This is a genomic window from Rhodococcus sp. ZPP (assembly GCF_017656075.1).
Classification (GTDB): Bacteria; Actinomycetota; Actinomycetes; order Mycobacteriales; family Mycobacteriaceae; genus Rhodococcus_F; species Rhodococcus_F oxybenzonivorans.
Genome location: NZ_CP058638.1, coordinates 3,269,167 through 3,292,255, shown reverse-complemented (window position 1 = coordinate 3,292,255; position 23,089 = coordinate 3,269,167). Strand labels below are relative to the sequence as shown.

The 23,089-nt window shown below is 65.5% G+C and carries 21 protein-coding genes; 10 read left to right on the top strand and 11 right to left on the bottom strand.

What is annotated here, in order from left to right; genetic code table 11:
- Positions 1–3 precede the first annotated feature (3 nt).
- The 5 genes from HYG77_RS15650 (at position 4) to HYG77_RS15630 (ending at position 6,223) form a co-directional block, all read left to right on the top strand.
- Positions 4–1,365, top strand: coding sequence for an MFS transporter (locus HYG77_RS15650; protein WP_208963201.1), 1,362 nt, complete (start codon positions 4–6; stop codon positions 1,363–1,365).
- Positions 1,366–1,412: 47 nt separating this feature from the next.
- Entirely contained in the window at positions 1,413–3,008 is a 1,596-nt protein-coding gene (locus HYG77_RS15645; RefSeq protein ID WP_208963200.1) for an aldehyde dehydrogenase (NADP(+)), read from the top strand.
- Positions 3,009–3,032: 24 nt separating this feature from the next.
- Positions 3,033–3,968, top strand: coding sequence for a 5-dehydro-4-deoxyglucarate dehydratase (locus tag HYG77_RS15640; protein WP_208963199.1), 936 nt, complete (start codon positions 3,033–3,035; stop codon positions 3,966–3,968).
- Positions 3,968–5,239 carry a glucarate dehydratase family protein gene (locus tag HYG77_RS15635; protein WP_208963198.1) on the top strand — a complete coding sequence of 424 codons (1,272 nt, stop codon included), beginning with the start codon at positions 3,968–3,970 and terminating at the stop codon, positions 5,237–5,239. Before HYG77_RS15640 ends, HYG77_RS15635 begins: the two co-directional genes overlap by 1 nt.
- Before the next feature lie 90 nt (positions 5,240–5,329).
- Positions 5,330–6,223 (top strand): LysR substrate-binding domain-containing protein, encoded by an 894-nt coding sequence (locus tag HYG77_RS15630; RefSeq protein WP_208963197.1) that lies wholly within the window; start codon positions 5,330–5,332, stop codon positions 6,221–6,223.
- Between the two features lie 4 nt (positions 6,224–6,227).
- Here HYG77_RS15630 and HYG77_RS15625 read toward each other — a convergent pair whose 3' ends face one another.
- Positions 6,228–6,710 carry a carboxymuconolactone decarboxylase family protein gene (locus HYG77_RS15625; protein WP_109325512.1) on the bottom strand — a complete coding sequence of 161 codons (483 nt, stop codon included), beginning with the start codon at positions 6,708–6,710 and terminating at the stop codon, positions 6,228–6,230.
- 245 nt (positions 6,711–6,955) lie between these two features.
- Here HYG77_RS15625 and HYG77_RS15620 point away from each other — a divergent pair, with 245 nt between their 5' ends.
- From HYG77_RS15620 to katG, 3 genes are all read left to right on the top strand, one after another.
- The gene (locus tag HYG77_RS15620; protein WP_208963196.1) at positions 6,956–7,294 is read left to right on the top strand and encodes an Lsr2 family protein; all 339 of its coding nucleotides are present in this window, start codon (positions 6,956–6,958) and stop codon (positions 7,292–7,294) included.
- Between the two features lie 107 nt (positions 7,295–7,401).
- On the top strand, positions 7,402–7,848 hold the full coding sequence (locus HYG77_RS15615) for a Fur family transcriptional regulator (protein ID WP_208963195.1): 447 nt from the start codon (positions 7,402–7,404) through the stop codon (positions 7,846–7,848).
- 33 nt (positions 7,849–7,881) lie between these two features.
- Entirely contained in the window at positions 7,882–10,110 is a 2,229-nt protein-coding gene (gene katG / locus HYG77_RS15610; RefSeq protein WP_208963194.1) for a catalase/peroxidase HPI, read from the top strand.
- An 80-nt stretch (positions 10,111–10,190) separates the two neighbouring features.
- Here katG and HYG77_RS15605 read toward each other — a convergent pair whose 3' ends face one another.
- Genes HYG77_RS15605 through HYG77_RS15595 form a run of 3 tightly spaced genes read right to left on the bottom strand, consistent with a single transcriptional unit; the run spans position 10,191 to position 12,755 of the window.
- On the bottom strand, positions 10,191–11,027 hold the full coding sequence (locus tag HYG77_RS15605) for a mycofactocin-coupled SDR family oxidoreductase (RefSeq protein WP_208963193.1): 837 nt from the start codon (positions 11,025–11,027) through the stop codon (positions 10,191–10,193).
- Between the two features lie 23 nt (positions 11,028–11,050).
- Positions 11,051–11,794, bottom strand: a complete 744-nt coding sequence (locus HYG77_RS15600; RefSeq protein ID WP_109325520.1) for an SDR family oxidoreductase — start codon at positions 11,792–11,794, stop codon at positions 11,051–11,053.
- Between the two features lie 22 nt (positions 11,795–11,816).
- Positions 11,817–12,755, bottom strand: coding sequence for a 3-oxoacyl-ACP reductase (locus HYG77_RS15595; RefSeq protein ID WP_208963192.1), 939 nt, complete (start codon positions 12,753–12,755; stop codon positions 11,817–11,819).
- A 199-nt stretch (positions 12,756–12,954) separates the two neighbouring features.
- Here HYG77_RS15595 and HYG77_RS15590 point away from each other — a divergent pair, with 199 nt between their 5' ends.
- Positions 12,955–14,427, top strand: coding sequence for an MFS transporter (locus HYG77_RS15590; protein ID WP_159918514.1), 1,473 nt, complete (start codon positions 12,955–12,957; stop codon positions 14,425–14,427).
- Between the two features lie 54 nt (positions 14,428–14,481).
- Here the strand turns inward: HYG77_RS15590 and HYG77_RS15585 are convergent, their stop codons facing one another.
- The 4 genes from HYG77_RS15585 to HYG77_RS15570 all read right to left on the bottom strand — a co-directional run bounded on the left by HYG77_RS15585 (position 14,482) and on the right by HYG77_RS15570 (position 18,951).
- On the bottom strand, positions 14,482–14,967 hold the full coding sequence (locus HYG77_RS15585; RefSeq protein ID WP_208963191.1) for a nuclear transport factor 2 family protein: 486 nt from the start codon (positions 14,965–14,967) through the stop codon (positions 14,482–14,484).
- Positions 14,964–15,863, bottom strand: coding sequence for a TIGR03619 family F420-dependent LLM class oxidoreductase (locus HYG77_RS15580; RefSeq protein ID WP_208963190.1), 900 nt, complete (start codon positions 15,861–15,863; stop codon positions 14,964–14,966). Before HYG77_RS15580 ends, HYG77_RS15585 begins: the two co-directional genes overlap by 4 nt.
- 1,308 nt (positions 15,864–17,171) lie before the next feature.
- Positions 17,172–18,284 carry a zinc-binding dehydrogenase gene (locus HYG77_RS15575; protein WP_244461335.1) on the bottom strand — a complete coding sequence of 371 codons (1,113 nt, stop codon included), beginning with the start codon at positions 18,282–18,284 and terminating at the stop codon, positions 17,172–17,174.
- 70 nt (positions 18,285–18,354) lie between these two features.
- A complete protein-coding gene (locus HYG77_RS15570; protein ID WP_208963189.1) occupies positions 18,355–18,951 on the bottom strand; it encodes an isochorismatase family cysteine hydrolase in 597 nt (198 codons plus the stop codon).
- Positions 18,952–19,080: 129 nt separating this feature from the next.
- Here HYG77_RS15570 and HYG77_RS15565 point away from each other — a divergent pair, with 129 nt between their 5' ends.
- On the top strand, positions 19,081–19,812 hold the full coding sequence (locus tag HYG77_RS15565) for a GntR family transcriptional regulator (protein WP_208963188.1): 732 nt from the start codon (positions 19,081–19,083) through the stop codon (positions 19,810–19,812).
- A gap of 386 nt (positions 19,813–20,198) precedes the next feature.
- Here the strand turns inward: HYG77_RS15565 and dmpG are convergent, their stop codons facing one another.
- The 3 genes from dmpG to HYG77_RS15550 are packed head-to-tail and all read right to left on the bottom strand — an operon-like array spanning position 20,199 to position 23,043.
- A complete protein-coding gene (gene dmpG / locus HYG77_RS15560; protein WP_208963187.1) occupies positions 20,199–21,227 on the bottom strand; it encodes a 4-hydroxy-2-oxovalerate aldolase in 1,029 nt (342 codons plus the stop codon).
- The gene (locus HYG77_RS15555) at positions 21,224–22,207 is read right to left on the bottom strand and encodes an acetaldehyde dehydrogenase (acetylating) (RefSeq protein ID WP_208963186.1); all 984 of its coding nucleotides are present in this window, start codon (positions 22,205–22,207) and stop codon (positions 21,224–21,226) included. The genes dmpG and HYG77_RS15555 overlap by 4 nt, the downstream gene beginning before the upstream one ends.
- 5 nt (positions 22,208–22,212) lie before the next feature.
- On the bottom strand, positions 22,213–23,043 hold the full coding sequence (locus HYG77_RS15550; RefSeq protein ID WP_208963185.1) for a fumarylacetoacetate hydrolase family protein: 831 nt from the start codon (positions 23,041–23,043) through the stop codon (positions 22,213–22,215).
- Between the last annotated feature and the right edge of the window lie 46 nt (positions 23,044–23,089).

Below are 23,089 nucleotides of genomic sequence, written 5' to 3'. Positions count from 1 at the left end.
CAGATGACCCTCCCCCTCGCCGTCTCACCGGCGGTCGACAGTGCGGTATCGAAGATCTTCCGCCGCGTCGTGCCGTTGTTCATCGTGATGCTGATCTGCAATCAGCTCAACCGGTCGAACATCGGCTATGCGCAGACCCACCTCGAGGCCGATGTCGGCATCGGGGCCGCGGCCTACGGTTTCGGTGCGGGTGTCTTCTTCATTGCCTATGCGATCTTCGAACTGCCGTCGAACGTGCTGATGGAGAAGTTCGGCGCCAAGGTGTGGCTCACCCGCATCATGATCTCGTGGGGCCTCATGTCGGCGGCGATGGCGTTCGTCAACGGCCCGGAGATGTTCTACGTCCTGCGGTTCCTCCTCGGTGTCGCCGAGGCCGGCTTCTTCCCGGCGATCATCTTCTACTTCACCCGCTGGCTGCCGAACAACCACCGCAGCCGCGCTACGGCACTGTTCATTGCGGGGTCCTCCATCGCTGCCGCGATCTCGGGACCGCTGTCCGGACCGCTGCTGTCCCTCGACGGGCTCGGTGGGCATCACGGCTGGCAGTGGATGTTCGCGCTGGAGGGACTGTTGTCGGTGGTCGTCGGGTGCATCGCCTACCGGTTGCTCGACTCGAAGATCGACGACGCGAAGTGGCTCACCGGCGTGGAGAAGCACGATCTGCAGGCCGTCATCGCCGAGGAGGACGTGCTGCGCAGTGAGGCGTCGGTGAAACGTGGCGAGTCGGGTTCGCGCTGGAAGCTGCTTCTGCAGCCGCGGATCCTGGTGTGCTGCGGCATCTTCTTCGCGATCACCATGGCGATCTACGCCAACACGTTCTGGCTTCCGTCGATCATCCGCCGTATCCCGGGTACCAACGATGTCACCGTCGGGCTGCTGTCGTCGCTGCCCTGGATCTGCGCGATCTTCGCGATGTACTTCTCCAACCGCTCGGCCGACCGCACCGGAAGGCACAAGCCCTACCTCGTCGCCGCGTTGCTCATCGGCGGTGTGGGCACGATGGCCGCCGCGTTCGTCACCCCATGGCTGGCGCTTCCGCTGCTGTGCGTTGCGACGATGGGGTTCAAGAGCGCGAGCCCGCTGTTCTGGTCTATTCCGCAGCGCACGCTGCACCCGTTGGTGCTGGCACCGGCGATCGCGATCATCAACTCGCTCGGCAACCTGGGTGGCTTCGTCGCCCCGTTCGGCTTCGGGGTGATCAAGGAGCAGACCGGAACCGTGACGATGGGCCTCGTCGTGTTGTCGCTCTTCGCCCTGGCCGCCGCCGCAGCGGTGACGTACTTCCGGCGCGACAAGGAAGACATCGACGACGTCGCGAACCTGGCAGAGGTGGGCTCCGACGAGCCAACCGTGGCAGCCAAATGACCTCTCACCGGCACATACGAAACGCAGAGAACTAGAGGACCCACATCATGACAGCAACGGTGAACCGGACCGACGTGACCGGACAGATGATCATCGCAGGCAAGCCCGTGCGGGGTTCGGGCCCGACGATCCACGGCATCAACCCCGCCGCCGGCGAGCGGCTGGAACCGGGTTTCGCGCACGGGACCGAGCCGGACGTCGAGGCAGCCTGCGCAGCGGCCGACGAGGCGTTCGCGCCGTACCGCGCAACGAGCAGCGAGGACCGCGCCCGGTTCCTCGAGGCAATTGCCGACAACATCGAGGCCCTCGGCGACACCCTCGTCGCACGGGCGTGTGCCGAATCCGGACTTCCACAGGGTCGCATCACCGGTGAGGTGGGCCGCACGTCCGGACAGCTGCGGTTGTTCGCCGGCGTCCTCCGTGACGGTGGCTGGAACGGTGCCCGCATCGACCCCGCCCAGCCCGACCGGACCCCGCTGCCCCGGGCCGATATCCGCCAGCGCAAGGTCCCGCTCGGACCCGTTGCGGTGTTCGGCGCGAGCAACTTTCCCCTGGCGTTCTCGGTCGCCGGTGGCGACACCGCGTCCGCGCTGGCGGCGGGCTGTCCCGTCGTCGTCAAAGCCCACGACGCACACCCGGGTACTTCCGAACTGGTCGGACGGGCCATCGCGGACGCAGTCGCGAGCACCGGTATGCCGGCGGGAACCTTCTCGCTGCTCTACGGTGCCGGTCCCGAGCTCGGCACGGCACTGGTGAAGGACTCCCGGATCAAGGCGGTCGGGTTCACCGGATCTCGTTCCGGGGGAACCGCTCTGGTGGCGGCGGCCGCCGGACGACCGGAACCGATCCCGGTGTACGCGGAGATGAGCTCGATCAACCCGGTGTTCCTCCTCGAGAGCGCACTCGCCACCCGCGGCGCCGACCTCGGTCGCGCATTCGTCGCGTCCCTGACGCTCGGCTCCGGTCAGTTCTGCACCAACCCCGGACTCGTCATCGCCGTCGACGGTCCCGGCCTGGCCGCGTTCGTCTCGGCCGCGAATGCGGCCGTCGCCGAGACTGTGCCCACGCCGATGCTCACCCCGGTCATCGCCGGCTCCTACGCCGACGGCGTTGCCGCCCTCGAGGGCGCGGCCACCGTGGAGGCCCGCGGCGCCGAGTCGGACGCACCCAATTCGTGTCGGGCGGCACTCTTCAGCAGCGACGCCGACACGTTCCTGGGCTCGGACATGTTGCAGCAGGAGGTGTTCGGGGCCTCCAGCCTGGTCGTCAAGTGCCGCGATGCCGAGCAGGTGCGCGCCGTGGCGGCGAGGCTCGAAGGTCAGCTGACCGCGACCGTCCACGCAGACGAGGAAGACCTGGACGAGGCCGGACGCCTGCTGAGCGTTCTCGAACTCAAGGCCGGCCGAATTCTGTTCGACGGTTGGCCCACCGGGGTCGAGGTCGGACACGCGATGGTGCACGGTGGTCCCTACCCAGCGACGTCCGACTCGCGCACCACGTCGGTGGGATCGCTGGCGATCGAACGCTTCCTGCGACCTGTTGCCTACCAGGATGTTCCGCCGTCGCTTCTGCCTACCGCCGTCGCCGACGGCAACCCCGAACAGTTGTGGCGTCGTATCGACGGCCGCCTCACCCGAGACTGATATTCACTCGTGAAGGAGAAACCCATGCTCGACGGAGTCCTGTTCTTCCCCGTCACACCGTTCACCGAATCCGGTGACGTCGACTACGACCGGCTCGCCGAGCACGTCGCCAAGGGGGTGGACGCCGGACCCGGCGGCGTCTTCATCGCCTGCGGCACCGGCGAATTCCACGCCCTCGGACTCGAGGAGTTCGGCAGGATCGTGGCCACGGCCGTCGAGGCCGTCGCGGGACGGGTCCCGGTGTTCGCCGGTGCGGGCGGCTCGATCGCGCAGGCCAAGGAATTTGCGACGAGCGCCAAGGCCAACGGCGCCGACGGCATCCTGTTGCTCCCGCCCTACCTCGTGACGATGCCGCAGGCCGGGTTGGTGGACTACACCCGCGCGGTCGCCGACACCACCGACCTGCCCCTCATCGTCTACAACCGCAGCAACGCCCGTTTCGACGAGGCGTCCGCCGTCGCGGTGGCCCAGTTCCCCACCGTCATCGGACTGAAGGACGGTACCGGTGACCTGGACAAGGTCGCGCGTATCGTCCGCGCCGTGAAGGATGCGCTCGCACCGTCGGGTAAGCAGTTCCTGTTCTTCAACGGCATGCCCACGGCCGAGATCTCCCAGCAGGCGTACCGGGCCATCGGTGTCACGCTGTACTCGTCGGCGACCTTCGCATTTGCACCAGAACTGGCTCTCGGTTTCTACGACGCACTCGAATCGGGCAACGAGGACCTCACCGACGCGCTGCTCCGCAGCTTCTTCCATCCTCTGGTCCGCCTGCGCGATCAGGTGCCGGGTTATGCGGTGTCCCTCGTCAAGTTCGGCGTCACCATGGAGGGCCTCGAGGCCGGGCCGGTGCGCCCGCCGCTCGTGCAGCCGAGCGAGGCTCACAAGCGGGAACTGGCCCAGATCACCGCTGCCGGACGGGCAGCGCTCGCCGACGCTCTCGCGGTTCAAGCGGTGCGCTGATGTCCTCGCCACCCATCCGCATCACCGGTGCCCGCATCACACCGGTCGCCTTCGTGGATCCGCCGCTACTCAACACGGTCGGCGTGCATCAACCGTATGCGCTCCGTGCGATCATCCAACTCGACACGGACAGCGGCCTCGTCGGGTTGGGTGAGACCTACGCGGATACCGCGCACCTCGCTCGACTCCAGGCGGCCGCGGAGTTCATTACCGGACTCGACGTGTTCTCGCTGAACACCATTCGGGCGGTGATCGACGCGAAGATTGCCACGCTGTCGATCACCGGCGGTGACGGAGTCGCCGGGATGATCACCACCGCCAGTACGACCGATCGGGTGTTCTCGCCGTTCGAGGTGGCCTGCCTCGACGTGCAGGGCAAGGCGCTCGGCCGGCCGGTGTCCGATCTGCTCGGTGGCAAGGTGCGCGACACAGTGCCCTTCAGTGCCTACCTCTTCTACAAGTGGGTCGGGCACCCCGGGGCCCACCCGGACGAGTGGGGTGAGGCGCTGGACCCGGACGGACTGGTGCGTCAGGCGCAGAAGATGATCGGCGAGTACGGCTTCGAGGCGATCAAGGTCAAGGGCGGCGTGTTCTCACCGGACGAGGAGATCGCCGGCATCAAGGCGTTGCGCGCCGCGTTCCCCGACCTGCCGCTACGGCTCGACCCCAACGCCGCGTGGACCGTCGACACCTCGATCCGGGTCGCGTCGGAACTCGACGGCATCGTCGAATACCTCGAGGACCCGACGCCCGGACTCGACGGCATGGCCGAGGTCGCGCGTGAGGCGAAGATGCCGTTGGCCACGAACATGTGCGTCGTCGCATTCGATCAGCTCAAACCTGCTGTGCTGAAAGACTCCGTTCAGGTCGTGTTGTCGGACCATCATTACTGGGGTGGCCTCCAGCGGTCGCGGTTGCTCGCCGGCATCTGCGACAACTTCGGCCTGGGACTGTCGATGCATTCGAACTCGCACCTAGGCATCAGCCTGGCCGCGATGGTGCACCTCGCAGGCGCCACGCCGAACCTCACGTACGCCTGCGACACGCATTGGCCGTGGAAGACGGAGGACGTGGTCAAGCCCGGCGTGCTGACGTTCGTCGACGGCGCGGTCGCGGTGCCGACGACGCCGGGATTGGGCGTCGAGATCGACGAGGACGCGCTCGGCGCGCTGCACGAGCAGTACCTCGACTGCGGGGTCCGCGACCGCGACGACACGGGATACATGCAGTCGATCGATCCGGCTTTCGAGAACACCTGCCCACGCTGGTGAACCGGGTGGCCGTCGATCCGGGGTGCGCGTGCGCAGGTCCGCTACATTGTTCGGACGAGCGCCCCGGCTCGACGGCAGAGGAGTAGGTCGATGTTTTCCCTTGCGCGGCTGTCGTGCTTCATCGCGGTCGCGGAGGAGTTGCATTTCGGGCGGGCCGCGGAGCGACTCCACATGACTCAGCCTCCGCTGAGCCGCCAGATTCAGCAGCTCGAAAGTGAACTGGGCGTGCAGCTGATCGACCGCACCAGTCGATCGGTCACGCTGACCGCTGCGGGAACGGCGTTCCTGCCCGACGCGCGCCGCATCCTCTCGCTGTCGGAGACCGCGGTACTGACGGTGCGGCGAGTACCCGCGGGTGATCTGGGAACTGTGGTCGTCGGGTTCACCGGCGCCTCGGCCCACGCGGTACTACCGCGACTGCTCGAGGCAGCCCGCGACACTCTTCCCGATGTGAAGATCGATCTCCGTGAAATGGTGACATCGGTGCAGATCGATGCTCTCACCAGCGGTGAATTGGACCTCGGACTGATCCGGCCCATTCTCACGCGGCCCGGAATAGACACCCGGCCCATTCACCACGAGAACCTCGTCGCCGCGCTCCCGCAGGGACACCCGCTGGCCGAGCAGGACCACCTGACCGTGGAGGACTTCGACGATCAACCCGTGGTCATGTATTCACCCGTCGATGCGCGGTATTTTCACGAATTGCTGATCAGCACCTTCACCATCGTCGGAGCGTCGCCGCGGTACGTGCAGTATGTGACGCAGGTTCATACGATGCTCGTCCTCGTGCGTTCCGGTCTGGGGATGGCGCTGGTGCCGGAATCTGCGCAGACAATGCATCCCGAGGGTGTGGTGTTCCGGCCGGTCACTTCGGTGCGGGATCGGCCGGTGCAGATGAACGCCGCCTGGCGCGCGGACAACCGCAACCCCGCACTGCAGCGGATAATGAACGACGTTCTGCCCCAGCATGAATGGAATTGACAGATCAGAGCGTGAGCCGGCAGCTCTGACCTATGTCGAGCACGCGCAGCACGCGGCCGGTTCCCAACCACAGCGCGCACGACAAGGCGAGGTCGGTGAGAAGTTCGTCGGAGAAGTGTGCATGACATCGCTGCCAGAAATCCTCGTCTTCGCGTAGCGCGGTGTGGTCGGTGGCGAATCGGTAGGCGAACTCGGCCGCCGTCCGCTCCCGCTCGCCGTATCCCGGCCACGACTCCCACTCGAGGACGTGATCGTAGAAGTGCTCGTCGATACCGGCGTCCGGCCCACCGCCGTCCCGGGCCCCGCGGCACACCGCGCACTCGTTCGCCACGGCAATCGCCATCCGTGCAATCTCCCGTACGCGCAACGGTAACCGGTTCCGGTTGTATACGGCATCGGTGAAGCCGCCCAGTGCCTTACCCAGCTCCGGTGAAGCCGACAACCAACCGGCCAGGTCATCGTCGCTGTAGCTACCCACTCGGCTCATTCCCGAATGCTACAGCGAACGGCGCGCGAGACGATAGAGTTGACACAGGTTCTATTCTTTCCGTCGCTCCGGCACAGGGGGTGAGTCTCCTGAAGATCCCGTCGACCCCCGCCCTGTGCCTGCCACGCCCTCAGCCGGGAGATACGCGGGGGACCAATTCCTCGAACCGGGACGAAGCCGGGCCGGGAAACGGCGTGTGGGCAGTAGTGTCTTGTGGGCTGTAACCAGATCAAAAGGAGTTCAGGGTGGCGAAGAAAGTGGTCGTGGAATTGGTCGACGACATCGACGGGAGTCTGATCGAGGTCGGGAAGGGCGAGCACATCACCTTCTCGGTCAACGGCGTCGCCTACGAGATCGACCTGAAGACGAAGAACGCCAGAGAGTTCCTGCGCACCATGGACTTCTATATCGAGCACGCCACCCGGGTCGATGAGCGGAAGGGCCGGTCCACCTCGAGCGCGAAGCCGCGCGGCCGCGCCCAGGCGAGTACGGTCCGCGAGTGGGCGGCGGAGAACGGGTACGACATTTCCTCGCGAGGCCGCATTCCCGCAGAGGTGCAGGAAGCTTTCGACGCAGCGCATTGACGAGCGGCGGCCGAGATCGAGGCGAAGTAGTCGCTGTTCCGGAGAAGTAGTGCATCTGGTTATCCAAAATCGTGACTGATTCCAGAAAAGTGCGTCATAGTAGTGAGGTGCCCTCGACGCGGGATTACGAAGTGCAGTTGCGTGCAGCCCAGCTACGCGTGACTCGCCCTCGCCTGGCGGTGTTGGATGGTGTCAGCGAGCATCCGCACGCCGACACGGAAACGATTTTCGGCGCCGTGCGAACGCACCTACCAGGAGTTTCCCGGCAAACTGTGTACGACGTTCTGCATGTGCTCACCGACGTGGGCTTGGTGCGGCGGATCGAGCCGTCCGGCTCCGTCGCACGCTACGAGTTGCGTGTCGGTGACAATCACCACCACGTCGTGTGCCGGGCGTGCGGGGTTATCGCCGACGTCGACGGCGCCGTCGGCGAGGCACCCTGTCTGACTGTGTCCGGCGATGAAGGTTTCGTCGTCGAGGAGGCCGAGGTCATCTATTGGGGTCTGTGCCCCGACTGCTCGACATCACATACTTCGCGAAAAAAACCGCGATAACGGCCCGATCTACTCGCTCCTGGAAGGAATGCTGTGTCCGATAGCTGCCCGGTCGCTCATGACGGCAACACTCAGAGCACCAGTGAAAGTGAAAACCCCGCAATCCCGTCCCCCACGGTGAAAGAACATCGTCCGAGGACGAACCGCGACTGGTGGCCCAACCAGCCGGAACTGTCAGTGCTGCATGCACACTCGTCGAAATCCAATCCGATGGGCGCCGACTTCGACTACGCCGAGGAGTTCGCCAAGCTCGACGTCGAGGCGCTCAAGCGAGACGTCATCGATCTGATGACGACCTCGCAGGACTGGTGGCCTGCCGACTACGGCCACTACGGTGGGCTCTTCATCCGAATGAGCTGGCACGCTGCCGGCACCTACCGCATCGCCGACGGTCGCGGCGGTGGCGGGCAGGGTGCCCAGCGCTTCGCCCCGCTCAACAGCTGGCCCGACAACGCGAGCCTCGACAAAGCGCGCCGGTTGCTGTGGCCGGTCAAGCAAAAGTACGGCAAGCAGATTTCCTGGGCGGACCTGCTCGTCTTCGCCGGCAACTGTGCCCTCGAGTCGATGGGGTTCAAGACTTTCGGATTCGGCTTCGGCCGCGAAGACGTCTGGGAACCCGAAGAAATTTTCTGGGGTCCGGAAGACACCTGGCTCGGCGACGAGCGCTACAGCGGTGAACGTGAATTGTCCGGTCCGCTCGGGGCCGTGCAGATGGGTTTGATCTACGTGAACCCGGAGGGACCGAACGGGCAGCCGGATCCGCTGGCTGCCGCCCGTGACATTCGGGAGACGTTCGCGCGCATGGCGATGAACGACGTGGAGACGGCCGCGCTCATTGCCGGCGGCCACACCTTCGGTAAGACGCACGGCGCAGGCGACGCCGACCTGGTCGGCCCGGAGCCGGAGGGCGCCCCGATCGAGCAGCAGGGCCTGGGTTGGAAGAGCGCATTCGGCACCGGCGTCGGCAAGGACGCGATCACCAGCGGCCTCGAAGTCGTGTGGACCCCCACCCCGACCAAGTGGGACAACAGCTTCCTGGAGACGCTGTACGGCTTCGAGTGGGAGCTCACCAAGAGCCCCGCTGGTGCCTGGCAGTGGACCGCCAAGGACGGCGCGGGTGCGGGCACGATCCCCGACCCGTTCGACTCGTCGGCGGGACGCAACCCCACGATGCTCACCACGGATCTCTCGTTGCGCATGGACCCGACCTACGAGAAGATCACTCGGCGTTGGCTCGATCACCCGGAGGAGTTCGCCGAGGCGTTCGCCAAGGCGTGGTATAAGTTGCTGCACCGCGACATGGGACCTGTCACGCGCTACCTCGGCCCCTGGGTTCCGGAGGCGCAGCTGTGGCAGGATCCGGTCCCCGCGGTCGATCACCCGCTCGTCGGGGACAGCGAGATCGCTTCGCTGAAGGGCAAGATCCTCGATTCGGGGCTGTCCGTTTCCCAGCTGGTGTCCACCGCCTGGGCGTCGGCGGCCACCTTCCGCGGCACCGATATGCGGGGCGGCGCCAACGGAGCGCGGATCCGGCTCGAGCCGCAGAAGAATTGGGAGGTGAACAACCCCACCGAGTTGTCCACGATCCTGCAGACCCTCGAGCAGATCCAGCAGGACTTCAACTCGTCGCAGTCGGGCGGGGTGAAGGTGTCACTCGCGGACCTGATCGTCCTGGCCGGTACCGCGGCTGTGGAGAAAGCGGCCAAGGCCGCCGGCCACGACATCACGGTCCCGTTCACCCCCGGGCGCACGGATGCGTCGCAGGAACAGACCGACGCGGAAACGTTCACTGTGCTCGAGCCGAGGGCAGACGGGTTCCGCAACTACCTGCGAGCGGGCGAGAAGTTGCCGGCAGAGGCCCTCCTGGTCGACCGGGCTTACATGTTGAATCTGACCGCTCCGGAGATGACGGTTCTCGTCGGTGGGTTGCGGGCCCTGAACGCGAACTTCGGCCGAACCGAGCTCGGAGTCTTCACCGACCGGCCCGAGGTGTTGACCAACGACTTCTTCGTCAACCTCCTCGACATGGGTACCGAGTGGAAGGGATCGGCCTCGACCGAGAACGTCTACGAGGGCAGTGACCGGGTCACCGGTGAGACCAAGTGGACCGCGACCGCCGTCGACCTCGTCTTCGGTTCCAACTCGCAGCTGCGTGCTCTCGCCGAGGTCTATGCCGCCGCCGACGCGCAGCAGAAGTTCGTGCATGACTTCGTCGCTGCGTGGAACAAGGTGATGAATCTCGACCGGTTCGACCTCGCCTGAATCTCAGCCGAACCGCATACGGCACCCCGTGAGCTGACTACGCTCGCGGGGTGCCGTGTGTGCTGTCGCGCCGTCGGCGGTCACCCTGTGACGCGCGCTGCGTTCCCGGCGTCGACGGGCAGGACGATGCCGCTGATGTGTTCGCTGCCCTCGGCGGTGAGGAACAGGACGACGCGGGTGATCTCGACGGGGTCGAGCCACGCAACGGGCTGGGCGTGCAGGCTGCGGAAGACCGGTGCGACGTCGTCGGATCCGGGATTGTCGAGGTCGGGCCGCATCATCCGGTACAGGGAATCATTGTGGATCATGGGAGTCGAGATATTGCCGGGGGCAACCGCATTGACGGTGATCCCGTGTGGTGCGAGGTCGAGCGCCGCACTCTTGGTGAGTCCGATGACGCCCCATTTGGATGCGGCGTAGGCGGCCATGTTGGCATTTCCTGCCCGCCCCAGCATGGAGGAGACGGTGACGATGCGCCCGTATCCCCGGCGGATCATCCCCGGGGCCACCGCTCCGACGGTGTTGAAGACGCCGGTCAGGTTGGAACCGATGGCCTCGGACCACTGCTCCTGGGTGAGGGACTGGACGGGTGCGGCCACGGACACGCCGGCATTCGCCACAGCAATGTCGATTCGTCCCAGTTCGGATTCGGCTCGTGTGACGAGGGCGTCCATGGCGCCTCGGTCGGCGGTATCCAGTGTCGCTGTGATGCAGCGACGTCCGGTCGACCGCACCAGTTCCGCGGTCTCGTCGAGATCGACCTCGGTGGCGAGGGGGTAGCCGACCACCGGGCTGTCTGCGCACCGATCGCACAGGACGATGTCTGCGCCGCGTTCGGCAAACGCCACCGCGTGGCTACGGCCCTGGCCGCGGGCTCCGCCGGTGATCAGGGCGACTCGGCCATCGAATCGATCCATCGTTGTCTCCTTGTCCGGACGCACTACCGCAGCTTGATGCTGCCGCCGTCCGCCATCAATGTCTGGCCGGTCATGTACCGCGAATCGTCGGTAGCGAGAAACACCGCCACGGGCGCGATGTCCGTCTCGGGATCGCCGATGCGCTGTAGGGGAACCTTCGCCACGGAGGCCGCCGCGCGTTCGGGGAACGCGGCCTGCCACGCGAGGACTCCTTCGGTGGCCGCGAACGGGCAGATGACGTTCACCCGAATCCCGTCGGCCGCCCACTCGTTGGCGGCCACGCGGCTCACGCCCCGGATCGCTTCTTTCGCCGCGGCGTACGACGTCTGGGTGGGCATGCCGTCCAGCCCGGACCCGGACGCGAAGTTGATCACCGAACCTTTCGCCGACTTCAGTTGCGGGTAGCAGGCCTGCATCAGGTGCACCACGGGATAGAACCCGGTCTGGAAAGACAGGTCGAACATGTCTTGGGTGTGGTCGACCAGCAGTGCCTGGCGCGACGCGTGCGCGTTGTTGACCAGTACGTCCACGGATCCGAACGCGTCGACTGCGGCGTCGCGGATCTGGTCGGCGGACTCGCGCCGGGAGATGTCGACGTTCAGGAAGCGGGTGGCCGCGCCGAGTTCTTTCTCGAGAGCCGTGCCGCGTTCGTCGTCGATGTCCACGAAGAGAACGTTGGCGCCCTCACGGACGAACACCCGGGTGATGGCTCGCCCGATCCCGCCCGCCCCGCCGGTCACGATTGCTGTCTTTCCCTGCAGTCTCATGATGTTCCTTTGCACGTTCGGGTCAGACGCCTACGGCCGCGGCGGTGGCCAGCGCCGCCTTCTCTAGTTCCGCGACGCTGAACGCGGCGTAGTTCTCGTACGGTCCGCGGCCTGTGAAATAGGGAGTCAGAAGTCCTTCGAGTTCCTCGGGTGAGAACGCGGATCCCGCTGCATCGAAACGGTTCTCGACTGTGGGTGCCGCCATCAATGCGACCATCTTGCCGTAGACGACGAAGACCTGCCCGTTGATCTCGTCCGAGGCGGGGGAGGCCAGGTAGTGGACGAGTGTGGCGACGCGTTCGGGCGAGAGGGGATCGGGTCCGGCGTCCGCGGCGGTATTCGCCCCGAAGGCGTCGGCCGTCATCGCAGTCCGGGCGCGCGGGCAGATGGCGTTGGCGCGCACTCCATATCGCGAGAGCCCCTGCGCCGTCGACAGTGTGAGCGCGGTAATTCCGGCCTTGGCCGCCGAATAGTTGGGTTGGCCGGCCGAACCGAAGAGGAAGGCCTCGGACGACGTGTTGATCACCCGTCCGTACACGGGCCCTCCCGCGGCTTTGCTCGCCTCGCGCCAGTGCACCGAGGCCGCGCGCGACGTGGCGGCATGGCCTTTGAGGTGAACGCGAATGACGTCGTCCCAGTCGGATTCGGACAGGTTGAAGATCATCTTGTCGCGAAGGATCCCGGCGTTGTTGACGAGGATGTCCATAGATCCGAAAGTGCTGACTGCTTCCTGGACGAGGCGTTCGCCCAGCGACCAGTCGGAGACGTCGCCCGTGACCGCCGTCGCCTGTCCTCCGGCGGCCGTGATTTCGTCCGCCACGGTGCGTGCATTGTCGCCCATGTCGTTGACGACGACGGCGGCCCCGGCCGCGGCGAGGGCGAGGGCTTCGGCGCGGCCGAGTCCCGCACCGGCGCCGGTGACGACGGCAGTGCGCCCAGCCAGGTTCAGCGATTCCGTCATGCGTACTCCTCCAGTAGAAAATTAGATTTCATTCTAGTTCTAGCGTACGGGAGCACCGCAAGTCACTAATCGAAGCAAAACTCTGACAAGAATGATTTCTATTTTCCGCGAGGTCTCGCTCAGTGGGAATTGTGGTCGAGGTCACTGGCGCGCATGCCAGGTTGAGCGTGCTGATCCTCTCGAAACACCGGAGCCTCATATGAACCACATTCCCCTGTCCCCAGGCGAGGCGGAGCGCGCACCGCTCTCGCGCGGGAAGTCGTACGCCCTGCTGGCCTTGATCATTCTCCTGGTCGAAGTCATCCCCCTCGCCTACAACTTCGTCACCCCGGCACTGCCCGAGATCTCGAAGCACTTCGGGACTGCGAACGTCGGCTGGGTGATCACCATCGTCACGCTCATGCTCGCCGCGTCCACCCCGCTCGTCGGCAAGCTCGGTGACATCTACGGCAAGAAGCGGATGATGCTCGTGTCGGCCGCGGTATTCGGTGCCGGGTCGTTGTTGGGCGCTCTGGCTCCGAACTTCGAGCTCTTCCTGGTCGGCCGTGGGCTCCAGGGTGCGGGTATGGCCATTCTCGTCCTGGCCTATGGCTTGATCCGCGACATTCTGCCGCCCGCAATCATTCCCGTGGCGGTCGGCTTCATCGCTACGGGAATGGGTGCCAGCACCATCCTCGGACCCATCATTGGCGGCTACCTCATCGATCACTTCGGTTACACGGGAGTGTTCTGGGCGCAGCTGCTCCACGTGGCCGTGGTGGGAATTGCGGTCGCAATCTTCGTTCCCGAGACCACGCTGCGGACGCGCTCCAAGCTGGACGTGCTCGGGGCGCTCATTCTCGGAGCCGGGGCGTTCCTGCTGCTGTTCGGCATCGGTAAGGCGTCCACCTGGGGATACACCTCGCCGCAGACGCTGCTCTTCCTCGGCGGTGGCCTCGCCGTCCTGGCCGGTTGGCTGGTCTACGAGCGCACCCCGAAGGAGCCGCTCATCGATCTGCAGATGCTGCGGCACCCGCCCGTCGCGAAGACGCTGGCCGCCAGCGGTTTCGTCCAGTTCGTCCTGGTCAGCCATTCGATGCTGATCCCGATGTTCGTGATGACCGACCCCGACCTCGGTCTGGGGTACGGATTCGGCGCGACCGCACTTGCCGTCGCGATTTACACGGTGCCCACCGGCGTGGTGTCGATGATCGCGGGACCGGTGGGCGGGTATTTCACGCGTCGCATCGGCCCGGCTCCGGTTCTGGTGTTCGGCGGATTTGCGCTCGCCCTAGGCTCATTCCTACTTGCGACGCTGCATGATTCGACGCTTCAGCTGATGTTCGGGCAGTTGGTCATCGGACTCGGACTGGGCTCCGCGTCGGCGACGCTCCCCAACCTGATCATGCGCACGGTGCCCGCCGAGACCCAGGGTATCGCCGGCGGGATGCTCAACCTGTCCGGTTCGCTGGGCAGCGCGATCGGCAGCCAGGTGATGATCACCATCCTCGCGATCCCCGGAGTGATGCTCGTGGGTCGTGCCTCGCACTTCCCGGAGCAGGGCTTCGTGTACGCCTTCTTCACCCTCGCCGTCGCGGGTGTGCTCGCCGGAGTCATGGGACTCCTGCTGACCCGCAACAGGATCGACCGTCCCACCGACGTCGCGGTACCGAAGTCCGAGATGGTGGCCTGACCCTGCCACCGACAGCGGGGCCCGCACTATGTGCGGGCCCCGCTGTCGTCTGGATCAGCTGAGGACGCCGGCGGCGAGAAGGGCCCGTGCCTCCTCACGGCCGTCGAGGAGCCGATTGGTCCGGCGGGTCACCTTCCACACGCCGTCGATCTTGGCGAGCTCCCAGCGGTTGGCCGTGATCCGGTGTACACGGAATCCGTCTTCGTCGCGAATGATCAACTGCGACTTGCAGGTCGCCACCGCGGTGTCCCCATCGACCCGGATGTGTCCGGGCTCGAGCATGTGCGCGCAACCGCCGCCGATCCAGCCCTGGTGTGCCTGCGACTGCACCATCGCAGTGATGGCTGCGTGTCCGCGCAGCACGCCGGTGTCTACGTCGTACACACCGTCCTCGGTCCACAGCCGGGCCACCGCCTCGGCCGAGCCGCTGTCGATGGCGGGACCGTAGGCGGTCATCAATTCGAGGATCGCGAGCTTGTCCTCGAGCACGGCGACCCGCCCGAGGAGAGACTGAAGAAGTTGTTTTTCGGTATCGGTCACGGATGTGTCCTGTCTTCGGAGGAAGCGCTTCGGAAAGTGAGGCCGAGCTCGTCGCCGAGCTGCCGGAGGGCGTCCAGTTGCTCGCAGTAATGTCCGGCCCCGGTGGAGGCGAGGGTCGCACTGACGATCGTGGTGCCGGCATCGCGGCGTCGTTCGAGGGCGCGGCGCACGGTGTCGGGGTTACCGATCGGGTCGAGTGGTGCCCCCGCGCTCAGAATCACCTCGAAGCCGCCGGGTAGTTCGACCTTGCCGAGGAGTGCGCACAGTTCGTCGAGCGAGAGACCGAACGGGACCCAGCCGTCACCGAAGGCGACCGCGCGCCGCAGAGAGCGGAGCGTGCGCCCGCCCACCCACAGGGGGACCCGTGGTTGCACGGCGTGCGGTTCCACGACTACGTTTTCGAAATCGTAGAAGGCGCCGTGATACTCCGGCCGGGAACGGGACAGCGACGCACGCAGGGCGGCGAGGGCATCGTCGGCGCGGGGTCCGCGGTCCTCGAAGTGGGCGCCGAGCAGGGCGAACTCCTCACGCAGGCTGCCAACGCCGAGACCGAGAACCAGGCGGCCCCCGCTGACGGCGTCGAGCGTGCCGTAGCGCTTGGCGATCTCCAGCGGATGGTGATACCCGAGCACGAGGACCTGTGTGGCGAGCCGGATGCCGCTCGTCCGCGCGGCGAGAAAGCCGAGAGTGGCGAGCGGGTCCCAGTACGTGGCGCCTCGCTCGGCCGCAACATCGGTGGGCACGGCCACGTGCTCGCTGCAGGTGAGGTGGTGATAGCCGAGGCGGTCCGCCGTCTCGGCTATCCGGGTCAATTCCTCGATCCCGGCGCCGGCCTCCCACTCCGCTACGACGGCGGGATGCTGGACGACGATGGGCGGCGCGATTCCTATGTGCATCTGTTTCGGTACTCCGCTGTAGAAAATCGGTGGTTGTAGGATCGGTGTCCTCACCGTTGTAGTGGAGGTTCCGGCGCGGGGTCGGGGCCATTCCCGGTGACCGGACGCGGTGCCCGGTCGGGGTGTTCGGTTGTGGCGGGTAACGATGCGGGCCATTGTCGGGGTTACGGCGACTCGAGCGCGCATCAGTCACACAGGTAACAAAGCGCCATCAACCGGGACCGCTCCCGGGAGGTCGAAACCGCGGCGGGAGACGGGGCTCGGTGGTGTGCTGCAGAAGCCACTGACCTTCCTGCCTGCGATTGTGCCGATCGGGACACCCTCATCGCACCGCACTCCCACGCCACACGCAGATCGCAGATGAGTACCGGGGTCAGGTCGTGACCTCTCCTCATCGGCTCATCGGACCACTTCGTCGTGGTTGCCGACCGGATACTTCGAGGTGTCCGGGCAGCATTCTGCGCGCGGGTGCTGCTACCGGGGCCGTTCACGGCCTCGTTCACCGGTTCGATCGTCACTGACGCAGTTAACTGGCCGCACAGACACTCTGCAGAGCAAAAACGCGGTGACCTCGCAGTTTCGGAGGATAGCTGCGATAACTGAAATTATCGCGACCTAGTGCGCACAAACCATGAGTGACACGGAGCGATGCCACGGAAAGGGTCGGGAGTCCTGTTGTTGTTGTGATTCGTCGTCGGAATGACAGATGCTCGACCTGCGAACTCGTAATGTCCTGTGCCATCGGATCTGAGGCATTGCCACAACACCCAAGGCAAGTGCAAGGTTTCTGCCACGAAGACGAGGCCGGCAATCGCTCTACCTGCACGTTCTCGCCCACAACCCCGCATGCTCGACGCCCTTATGCCTCAACAATGTGGCGGAAAGCCACGGCGCCGCTTTGCCACATTGTTGAGGCACCGCTGGTCAGCGACCCTGCCGTGCCTCAGATCGAACGGCAAAGGACACGTAACTCCATGTCAGCACGTTTCGTCATCAGATGTCAGTCGTTCGGTGCTGAGCTGGGTGAACTCCGGGACCTGTCAGGGTCGCGAATAGCCTGCGGACTGCCCTTCCGCCCCCCGATCCACTCGCGAACTGGACTACTGACATCGCCGTGACGAACCACCACTGACATTTCGGTGGCGACTCACATCGATATCGGCCACCGAGTGATCGCGGAGGCAGGCTTCGGCGGTTTTCTACGCCCTCCGCATCGAACCGGCCGGCGGGGTTCCATGGTTGTCGACAGAACGCCACCGGGACGCCGATTCGTCTAGAGTTCGTTGTCTGCTGTGGGCTTTCGTTGTGTCAGATTCCGGGACTCACCACAACGTTTGCGAATCCGCCGGTGCGTAGGGCTGCCTCCTCCAGTGCATCGTTGGCTTTCTCGAGGGGGAAGACGGTTTGGTCGAAGGCTGTCAAGTCAAGAGTCCCCGCACTCGCCATAGCGGCCATGTCTTCTCCATCGGAAACGTCGAACCAGAGGGAACCGATGATGGTGATGTTCGCTGTCATCAATCGATACATTTCGAGCGGTAGGGGTGCCTCCATCGCTCCGATACTCACCATTCGGCCACCACGGCGCAACGAGTCGAGACAGTCGAGAGTGAGCTGCGCGGGCGATGTAGCCGAGACGGCGTCGACGAACACATGCGGACCCAGGCCATCAGTTTCTTCCCGCGCCCAGTCCTGGACGTCGTGGTCGCCTACGCGCATGACGCGCACACGGTCGGGATCAAGCTGCCGCAGGCGTTCGAGCAGTTCGGTCTTGCGCCCCAACGCAAGGATTCGCGTCGCACCCATGGCTAAGGCGTTGAGCACCGTGCTGACGCCCAGCGTTCCAGTTGCCCCGTTGATGAGAACGGTCTGCCCGGCACGCACGCCGGCCTTGCGCAGGCCCGCATATGCTGTGCCCAGATACCCAAAACGGCTGGCTTGTTCGAATGTGACGTTCGCCGGGAGAACAATCAGTCCATCGGCGGGAGCCTTCATGTACTCGCACAAGCCTCCGTGCGGGTAGTCGCGGAAGAGCCGTGCAGACCCCGGTCCGAAGCCGAAGTACCCCTGGAAGGTGAAGGCCGGGTCGTTTACAGGTTCGCCGATTCGGGAGGCATGCGAATCGCCCGAATGCCGACCGGGATTCACATAGACGCGATCTCCCACCTGGACATTCCCCACCTGCGAACCGACCTCAGCCACAACCCCCGCGGCGCCGAGGCCGAAGATGGCCGGGAGTTCGGGAAGCGGGAGGAAAGGATTCTTTTCCGGGTAGACCGATATGACGTTCTTCAAGTTGGGAATCATGTTGCAGGCCTTTACTGCGACCACAACGTCGCGCGGCCCGGGCGAGGGACGCTCCACCTCGTCGATGGTGAAATTGTGGCCAATTTCGTGAAGGCGTGCTGCGCGCATCATTGTCATGCCATTCCCTGTTCTTGTGATCGGTTACTTGATGTATGTGGTTGGGCCGCAGGGGTAATGCCGCGAGGCATCACGCCGGTGCGAGTGCCTCGAGGAATCGCGATGATTCGCTGACAGTGGCAAATAGCGCCATGGATGCGAGGCTTGCCTCGTGTGCGGCGGGATCGGCCGCCGAACAGAGGTCGCCCAGCACCGTGCAGTGATATCCGAGATCGGCTGCCTGCCGTACCGTGGCCTCCACCGAGGCATTGGTCGCGACGCCTGCTACTGCGACAGACGTGATCCCTCGCTGTGTCAGTTCCTCGTGCAACGCCGATCCGGTGAACGGACCCGGGCGCACGTGAGTGAGGACGATGTCGCTTTCGTCAATCGCGATTGACGAAACGATGTCGGCGGCGGCGGTACCGTCCTTGAGCGCACCCATGTCGGTGACCAGCTGAAGCAGCGGCATGTTCGCCTCGAGATCGGACGAATCTTCGGCGAATGCGATACGAAGGAACACAACGGTCACGCCCGCAGCCCTCGCCGCGCGTGCGAAATCATTCGTGCTCTCGATAATCCGGCAACGCGCGGCTTCAGCAGCAAAGACGCCGCCAAAAGCGCCGTCCGCTTCGACGATGTCCGGTTGCAGGTGCACGAGTATGACCGCGGTTTGGTCGACTGTCACAAGGGCGCCTTTCGGGTCGTGACCAGGGCAAACAAATCAAACAGGGGCCCTGTGATGGCGGTAACAATATTCGCCGAAGAGTAGATTCGTCAATACAGAATATTTTCTGCCCTAGGTTATGCTTTGTGCATGGCCCAGCGAGGAGAAGCGCAGACTCTGACGGAGCATGTTCGGGGGCTGTTGCGTCGCGATATTCTGGCGGGAGTCTGGCCGCCCGGGTCTCGACTTCAACCCGCTGCTTTGGCACGCAACTACGGCACGAGCACGACGGTGATCCGCGAGTCGCTCGCTCGATTGGGGCAGGAGCGCCTTGTGACGGCAAAGCCCAATCAGGGCTTCTTTGTCATGAGCCTTTCGCTCCTAGAGCTGCAGGACCTCACATTGGTCCGTTCCCATAACGACACCCTTGCTCTTCGGCTCGCGATCGAGCGCGGCGGCGTGCCGTGGGAGACCGACATCATGAGCGCCTTCCATGTGCTTGTACGCACGCCGAGGCGTTCCGCCGAGGATCCCGCGCACACAACCGAAGCCTGGTCCACGGCACACCGCAATTTTCACGTCAAGCTTGTCGATGCGTGTGGCATTCAGATGCTTGTCGACGCGACTGAGGCGCTTTTCGATACGACCGAGTTGTACCGAAGATGGGCTGCCCCATCGACCGGCGCCAGTAGTAGATCCGTGGATGATGAACATCGGGCGATCCTGGATGCATGCCTTGCAGGCGATGTAGAGATGGCTCAGGACAGGCTGCGCGAGCACTACGAGACATCTCTCCAGGTGATCCTCCAGGCTGGTCTCACCGCTGAGCAAAACGTTCGGGCCGATACCGGTTCGATCGATGTTCGCGCCACCGCGCGCTGACGTTCTTCCCCCGCCTGGTACGAAGACGGAACTCGATTCTGCGCAGGATAAGTCGGGAAGATCGATCTGCGATCAAAACGCGCGCGGATTCTCGCCTGTGCGAGCTCGGGACCTGCGCGCGAGCCGCAGCGTGCTGGTCTCGATGCCGTCTTACGGAATTGTGCCGCTGGCGACGTTTATGTGAGCCGGGGTGGTTTTGCACTACGCCGAGCTTTCCAACCTACCTATCGTCGACATCCGCGCTTCGCGATCGGCTGCTCGCTCGACACCGCCTAAGCGGCTTTCAACCTCGCCGCGATATATGCGCTGTTACGGACATCGGCAATCCTCACCTTGCCTATCGTGGTGCCGCGACGGCGACCTTTTCGTCACCGCCGCGGCCGGTCTCAGCTCTTTGCCGGCTCAGAATTGGTGGCGAGCAGGTCGAGGGCGATGTCGACGATGAGGTCTTCCTGTCCGCCGACGAGGCCGCGGCGGCCGACCTCGAGGAGGATGGTGCGCACGTCGATGCCGTACCGCTGGGATGCGGCTTCGGCGTGCCGGAGGAAGGACGAGTACACGCCGGCGTAGCCGAGGGTGAGGGTTTCCCGGTCGACGCGCACGGGCCGGTCCTGGAGCGGCCGGACGAGGTCGTCGGCGGCGTCCTGGAGGGCGAACAGGTCGCTGTTGTGCTTCCAACCCTGCAGGTCCGCGACCGCTATGAATGGTTCGATCGGGCAGTTGCCGGCGCCGGCGCCGTGCCCGGCCAGTGAGGCGTCGACCCGGTTGGCGCCCTCTTCGACGGCAACAACGGAGTTGGCGACCGCCAGCGACAGGTTTTCGTGGGCGTGGATGCCGATCTCGGTGGTCGCGTCGAGCACGTCCCGGTAGGCGCGGACCCGGTCGCGGACGCCGTCCATGGTCAACCGGCCGCCGGAGTCGGTGACGTAGACGCAGTGCGCGCCGTAGGACTCCATGAGTTTGGCCTGGGCGGCGAGCTCGGGTGCGGTGGTCATGTGGCTCATCATGAGGAAGCCGGAGACGTCCATGCCGAGCTCACGGGCTTTGCCGATGTGCTGGGCGGCGACGTCGGCTTCGGTGCAATGAGTGGCCACCCGCACGGACCGCACGCCCAGTTGGTAGGCGTGTTCGAGTTCGGCGATGGTGCCGATGCCGGGCAGCAGCAGGGTGGTCAGCCGGGCGTGGGTGAGGTTGGCGGCGGCGGCTTCGATCCATTCCCAGTCGGTGTTGCTGCCGGGACCGTAGTTCAGCGATCCGCCGGCGAGTCCGTCGCCGTGGGCGACCTCGATGCCGTCGACACCGGCGGCGTCGAGCGCGGCCACGATCTTGCCGACGTCGTCGGGGGTGATGCGGTGGCGGACGGCGTGCATGCCGTCGCGGAGGGTGACGTCTTGGATGAACAGCTGTGTGGTCATCGGGTGGCTCCCTGTGCCGCGGTCGGGGCGGCGATCGTGTCGGCGACGGACTCGGCGTAGCGCACTGCGGCCGAGGTCATGATGTCGAGATTTCCGGCGTAGGCCGGCAGGTAATGGGCGGCGCCTTCGACTTCGAGGAACACCGTCACCTGGTGGGTGGGTGCCGCCGTGTCCCCGGAGGCGAGCAGGGTGTGCACGGGTTGGCCGCCGGGGACCGGGGTGATCTGGACCTGTTGCTTGAGTCGGTAGCCGGGCACGTAGGTCGCGACGTGGTCGACCATCGTCTGGATCGAGTCGCGGACCGCGTCGTGGGTGGCCGGGTCGGGGGCGGAGATCAGGCACAGGACGGTATCGCGCATGATCAGCGGCGGGTCGGCCGGGTTGAGGATGATGATGGCCTTGCCGCGGGCGGCGCCGCCGACGGTTTCGATGGCGTGGGAGGTGGTTTCGGTGAACTCGTCGATGTTCGCGCGGGTGCCCGGTCCGGCGGACTTCGAGGCGATGGAGGCGACGATCTCGGCGTAGGCGACCGGGGTCACGCGGGAGACGGCGGCGACGATCGGGATGGTGGCCTGACCGCCGCAGGTGACCATGTTGACGTTGGTGGCGTCCCGGTGTTCGTCGAGGTTGACCGCCGGCACCACGAAGGGTCCGAGAGCGGCCGGGGTGAGGTCGATCAGCCGTTTGCCGAGGGGTTCGAGCAGGGCGGCGTTGGCGGCGTGTGCCTTGGCGGAGGTGGCGTCGAAGATTACGTCGATGTCGTCGAAGTTCGGCAGCTCCAGGAGGCCTTGGACGCCATCTGAGGTGGTGGGGACGCCGAGTCGGCGGGCGCGGGCGAGGCCGTCGGAGTCGGGGTCGATACCGACCATCGCGCCCATCTGCAGGACGTCGGAGTGGCGGATCACTTTGATCATCAGGTCGGTCCCTATGTTGCCGGATCCGATCACTGCGACGGTGACCTTACGGGTGTTCTCGCTCATGGTGCTCACTCCTGGGTGAAGGTTGCGGTGACCGATCCGAGACCGGTGATGTCGGCGCGGACGGTGCCGGCGGTGTCGATGACGGCCATCGGTCCAAGGGCGCCGGACAAGATCACCTGGCCGGCGAGCAGTGGTTGGCCGAACTCTCGTGCGGTGCGCGCGAGCCAGGCCAGCGCTCGTAACGGGTCACCGAGGCAGGCGGCGCCGGTTCCGGTCGATACCTCGGTGTCGTCGATGGACATCTGCATCTGCGCGGCGACCGGGTCGAAGGAGTCGAGGGTGCGACGATCGGCGCCGAGGACGAACAGTCCGCTCGACCCGTTGTCGGCGACGGTGTCGCCGAAGGTGATATCCCACCCGGCGATTCGGCTGTCGACGATCTCGAGGGCGGCCACCGCGTAGTCGACGGCGGCGCGGATCTGGGCGTCGTCCAGTGGCCCGTCCACCAGATCGCGGTCGAGGACGAACGCGATCTCCGCCTCCACCTTCGGCTGCAGCAGACGAGACAACGGAATCGGTGTGCTCTCGGCGCACCGCATGTCGTCGAACAGCACCCCGAAGTCCGGTTGGTCGACACCGAGCTGCTGCTGGACCGCCGGCGAGGTCAGGCCGATCTTGCGGCCCACCACACTCGCACCGGCGGCGAGCCGGTCGGCGATGATCTGTTCCTGGACGGCGTACGCGGCTGCGGTGTCGTCGGTACCGATCAGGTCGCGGACCGGCGGGCACGGCGCGGAAGTTGCGGCGGCGATACTCAGCCGCTTCGCGGCCGCGGCGACCGCCTCGGCGGAGGCTCGCGCCGCGGGGGGCAGGCTGGTGCCCTGGGGTGTGCTCATCTGATTTCCCGATGCGATCGTGGGGGAATGGACTGTGGTTCCACTG

Excerpts from the sequence above, each read along its gene's own strand:
- HYG77_RS15650 (WP_208963201.1), top strand. The coding sequence starts at position 4 with ATGACCCTCCCCCTCGCCGTCTCACCGGCGGTCGACAGTGCGGTATCG.
- HYG77_RS15645 (WP_208963200.1), top strand. The coding sequence starts at position 1,413 with ATGACAGCAACGGTGAACCGGACCGACGTGACCGGACAGATGATCATC.
- HYG77_RS15640 (WP_208963199.1), top strand. The coding sequence starts at position 3,033 with ATGCTCGACGGAGTCCTGTTCTTCCCCGTCACACCGTTCACCGAATCC.
- HYG77_RS15635 (WP_208963198.1), top strand. The coding sequence starts at position 3,968 with ATGTCCTCGCCACCCATCCGCATCACCGGTGCCCGCATCACACCGGTC.
- HYG77_RS15630 (WP_208963197.1), top strand. The coding sequence starts at position 5,330 with ATGTTTTCCCTTGCGCGGCTGTCGTGCTTCATCGCGGTCGCGGAGGAG.
- HYG77_RS15625 (WP_109325512.1), bottom strand. The coding sequence starts at position 6,710 with ATGAGCCGAGTGGGTAGCTACAGCGACGATGACCTGGCCGGTTGGTTG.
- HYG77_RS15605 (WP_208963193.1), bottom strand. The coding sequence starts at position 11,027 with ATGGATCGATTCGATGGCCGAGTCGCCCTGATCACCGGCGGAGCCCGC.
- HYG77_RS15600 (WP_109325520.1), bottom strand. The coding sequence starts at position 11,794 with ATGAGACTGCAGGGAAAGACAGCAATCGTGACCGGCGGGGCGGGCGGG.
- HYG77_RS15595 (WP_208963192.1), bottom strand. The coding sequence starts at position 12,755 with ATGACGGAATCGCTGAACCTGGCTGGGCGCACTGCCGTCGTCACCGGC.
- HYG77_RS15590 (WP_159918514.1), top strand. The coding sequence starts at position 12,955 with ATGAACCACATTCCCCTGTCCCCAGGCGAGGCGGAGCGCGCACCGCTC.
- HYG77_RS15580 (WP_208963190.1), bottom strand. The coding sequence starts at position 15,863 with ATGCACATAGGAATCGCGCCGCCCATCGTCGTCCAGCATCCCGCCGTC.
- HYG77_RS15575 (WP_244461335.1), bottom strand. The coding sequence starts at position 18,284 with ATGACAATGATGCGCGCAGCACGCCTTCACGAAATTGGCCACAATTTC.
- HYG77_RS15565 (WP_208963188.1), top strand. The coding sequence starts at position 19,081 with ATGGCCCAGCGAGGAGAAGCGCAGACTCTGACGGAGCATGTTCGGGGG.
- dmpG (WP_208963187.1), bottom strand. The coding sequence starts at position 21,227 with ATGACCACACAGCTGTTCATCCAAGACGTCACCCTCCGCGACGGCATG.
- HYG77_RS15555 (WP_208963186.1), bottom strand. The coding sequence starts at position 22,207 with ATGAGCGAGAACACCCGTAAGGTCACCGTCGCAGTGATCGGATCCGGC.
- HYG77_RS15550 (WP_208963185.1), bottom strand. The coding sequence starts at position 23,043 with ATGAGCACACCCCAGGGCACCAGCCTGCCCCCCGCGGCGCGAGCCTCC.